This is a genomic window from Nocardia glycosmidis (assembly GCF_052545115.1).
The window spans coordinates 1-3,665 of the sequence record NZ_JBQWRH010000041.1; the positions used below are offsets into that span (position 1 = coordinate 1).

General features: G+C 65.6%; 3 protein-coding genes. 1 reads left to right on the forward strand and 2 read right to left on the reverse strand.

The features are described from left to right. Positions 1–96 precede the first annotated feature (96 nt). Positions 97–774 carry a recombinase family protein gene (locus ACT86A_RS27320; protein WP_445095100.1) on the reverse strand — a complete coding sequence of 226 codons (678 nt, stop codon included), beginning with the start codon at positions 772–774 and terminating at the stop codon, positions 97–99. 610 nt (positions 775–1,384) lie between these two features. Next, a complete protein-coding gene (locus ACT86A_RS27325) occupies positions 1,385–1,972 on the reverse strand; it encodes a hypothetical protein (protein WP_445095101.1) in 588 nt (195 codons plus the stop codon). An 83-nt stretch (positions 1,973–2,055) separates the two neighbouring features. Here ACT86A_RS27325 and ACT86A_RS27330 point away from each other — a divergent pair, with 83 nt between their 5' ends. Further along, positions 2,056–3,423: a hypothetical protein gene (locus ACT86A_RS27330; protein ID WP_445095102.1), complete on the forward strand. Its 1,368-nt coding sequence runs from the start codon at positions 2,056–2,058 to the stop codon at positions 3,421–3,423. Positions 3,424–3,665: the final 242 nt, after the last annotated feature.

Below are 3,665 nucleotides of genomic sequence, written 5' to 3' on the forward strand. Positions count from 1 at the left end.
TGAGTAACCGCGCGAAAAGCAACGAAGTTGCCTTGACCAGCGGTGATGACTCGCTGCCGGTGTCTGGTGCGCCGATGTCGGTCGGTGTTCAGTTCCCTATCCGGGACAGCGGCCGGCGTGGAGAGAGTCCTGGTGTGGTTCTGGGGCTCCCTGGCCGGTTACGGCGACAGGGAGAGTCCGGAATCCTGAAGCTACCCGCGTGATTTCCGGAGATGGCGGTAGATCGTGGGGCGTGTGACGCCGAATTCGGCAGTCAGCGATCTGGTCGACGGTGTAGCGGCGCTTGTCGCGCTCATCGAGTTCGTCGTACATCGCTCGCGCCAGTTGCACCTGCCGTGGCCCGAGTTTGGGTTTCTGGCCGCCGGTGCGTCCGCGGGCGCGGGCGGCGGCCAGGCCGTCGCGGGTGCGTTCGGACATCAGGGCGTGTTCGAATTCGGCGATGGCGCCGAGGATCTGGAAGAACACGCGCCCGACTGCGGTGGAGGTGTCGATGCCCTGGTCCAGGACCACCAGGTCCACGCCGCGGTCCTGCAGCGTCTTCGACAGCTCGATCAGGTGCTCGAGAGAGCGGCCGAGCCGGTCGAGCTTGGTGACGACCAGTTGATCGCCTTCCCGGTTGGCCACCAGCAGCGCCTTGTCGAGTTCGGGGCGGGAGGCGAGTTTGCCGGAGGCCTTGTCGAGGAAGATCTGCCGACATCCGGCTGCGGTGAGTGCGTCGTACTGGGCCTCGGGGTGCTGGTCGCGGGTGGAGACCCGTCCGTAGCCGATTCTCATGCCGCGCGTAATGTATCGGTAACCTCCGACAGGTTGACATTGCCGCGTACACGGCAACCGTTACAGATTCGGCGGAATTCGACCTGCGGGAATCCGGAGCGGCCCAACGTGTCCCGTGAACGTTCGTTACTGATCCATCGCACCGATCGGTATGGACGTTGGGGTTGTGTGGCGTTGGGGGCTTATGTGATGATCTTGCTGGCGGCATGGCTGTGCGGATTTCATCGACACGGAACCCGGTCCTCCTCTTCCACTCTGACGTGACCGGTTGCCGGAAATAGTGTTTTACCAGCACTGTTGGATCGTTTTCCCGGTTTTGTCACATCACGAGGGGTTAGGCTTGCGGCCTGGCCGTGACCAGCGGCCACGCGGCTTACGCCGCCGGATCAGATGCCCCGTCCTGTCGTTTCGAGCGGCCCGTCCGGGATCTGCTCGCGTGCCGACCACGGTCGGCATCCGTGCGTGCACGGGAAGCGTCCGATCGAGCCTGGCTGTCGGCTGATCCGCGCCGGGGCGTCCGCGTCCGGTCGAGTCGCCACTGCGGCGAGATCCGGCCGTGTCCTGCGGGATGGGTCCTGTCACCGCTGGCCACGCGAGCCGGCCTGATCGGTCAGCCGCACTGCCAATGTCCGGTCACCGTCGTGACCCCGGGATACGACGCCGGCGGGTTGTGGCCATCACTGCCGTAGCTCGCCGTGATCGTGCCGCCCTTGTGATCGGCATCGATCGTCAGGAATGGACGCTCGATCGAACGACCGGTCCGGTCACCGGACATCACGTACCGGGCATCGTGGTCGGTGTCGTCGGCGATATGCAGGAAGTTGACCTCGCTCACGTACAAAAGTTCCGGCTTGCCCGGGTGTGTGTAGGCGCCGTCGGGATAGTCCTCGTAGGTCCCCAGATGCAGTGACACTTTGACTCCGGCGACGTAGCCGACGATGTCGGCGGCGAAGACGGTCTTGTTGATGCGGTCGGGTTTGTATTCCGAGCAGCGTGTCATCGTGCGACCCCATCCCGTCGCTTCCGATGAGTGCCGGTGCACATCGATCCCCCGATCCAGTGTCCCGACCAGATTGCCGGTGAAGCTCAGCGACTGCGGCAGATCCGGCAACCGCGGCCCCGCACTGGCACACCCGGCGACCCACACCCCCGCACTCAGTACGCACGCCAGCACCCCGACCCGACGACCCAGCACCATCCATCCACCCACATCTCGTCACCGACCCGGCGTCCACGCAGAAACTACCGCACCCGACACCACCCGAGCAGAGGAAACCTATTTTGTCTCCCAACCCGTTCGACGACTCCGCGCTGAACTACGACGGACTGCCGCTGTATCTGCCGGCGATCCCCGGCCTCGCGCTCGACGGCGCCGAAGGCATCGACAACCAGGCCAAAGAACACAATTCGTCGTCCCTGACCGACCGCGCGCTACGGTTCCCGCTGGAGCAGGCCGCCTTCAACGCGATCTCCACATTCTTCGGCTACGAGGAAGAACCGATGGCTCTGCGGATGCTCGAAACGTTCTGGCGCAACCTGCCCAGCGAGGCCACCGACCCCCGCCGCGGCGGCACACCCATCCCGTTGCAGGCCGACGAAATGGAGAAAGTCACCAGCACGGCGTGGGCGCGGCAGGCCATCTTCAACGGCCAAAGCTATGTCGGCGGGCCCGGCGGCAATCGGTCCCCGGGCGATCCCGCCGACCCCCATCTCGCGGGGATTCAGGACAAGATCGATGACGCGGTCGCCTACGTCAACGCCCACCCCGAGATGGCCGGGCACCCGATCGGGTTCCGCACCGCGTGGCTGCCCACCCCCAGCGACGTCGACAACACCGACCCACCAGGGTCGGGGATGGGTGATGTCCACAACGCCTTCGGGCACTACTACCTCGGCTCCACCGGCACGATCACCGTCGACGGCCGAAACCCCGACGGCACCAACCACTACCACGTGTGGTTCCAAAACCAATCCTGGAAGTACTACTCATTCAAAGACGTCCCCGACAGCGGCGAGGTTTTCAACCAGCACGCCTGGTTCGCCCGCATGAACAATTTGATGCGGATGGCCAACATCGACGGGCTCGCCGACAACTTCCAGGTCGCCGGCATCACCGGCATCAGAGAACAAGACGGCACCACCACACCCGACGGCCACTCGCTGCGCGCGACCGACAGCACCGACGTGCCATGGCACGACGCCACGACCACACCCCCGATCCCGCACCCGGCGCTGCCGACCAAACCCGCCCCGAACCCAACCCACCCGCCACTGGCCACACCCCCGCCACACACCCCCGCACCCGCCCCCGCCCCGCCGACGACCATGCCGCCACCAGGACCCGCACCCACACCACCCAAACGAGACCGCTCCCGCGACGTAGCCTCACCCTTCCCCGCACCAGCGCAGTTCTCGACGCCCACCGGCCTGCTGCACGACCTGGTCCAGGCGCACCGCCACAACGCCGACGCCCTGTCACAGCTCACCGCCCCGCTCACGCCGGTACCCGCCCTGCCACCGGGAATATGGCCCCGCCGCACACCCACCGATCAATCCCTGACCATCACCATCACCCGCCCACAACCCGCCACCCAGGACATGCCAGAGGCCGAAAAACTCACATGCCGCACCTACCTGCCGTTCCGGTAGCAACACGCACGAAAGACAACCCAGCGCAGCTCGACGTATCCGCCGGTCAACCGTCGGGTCTTCCACACCCGCCCCAACACCCGAGTACCGGACCTCGATGAAACCCCAACATGATCGACCCCGACGCCAGCATGGATCCGCGAAAGGGCAGCAGAGGACACGACAGACACTTCACCAACACCGTGATCTCCGCTGCCCCAGGATCACCCCGCGATGCCGGCTCACGTGATCGTCCAGGCCCG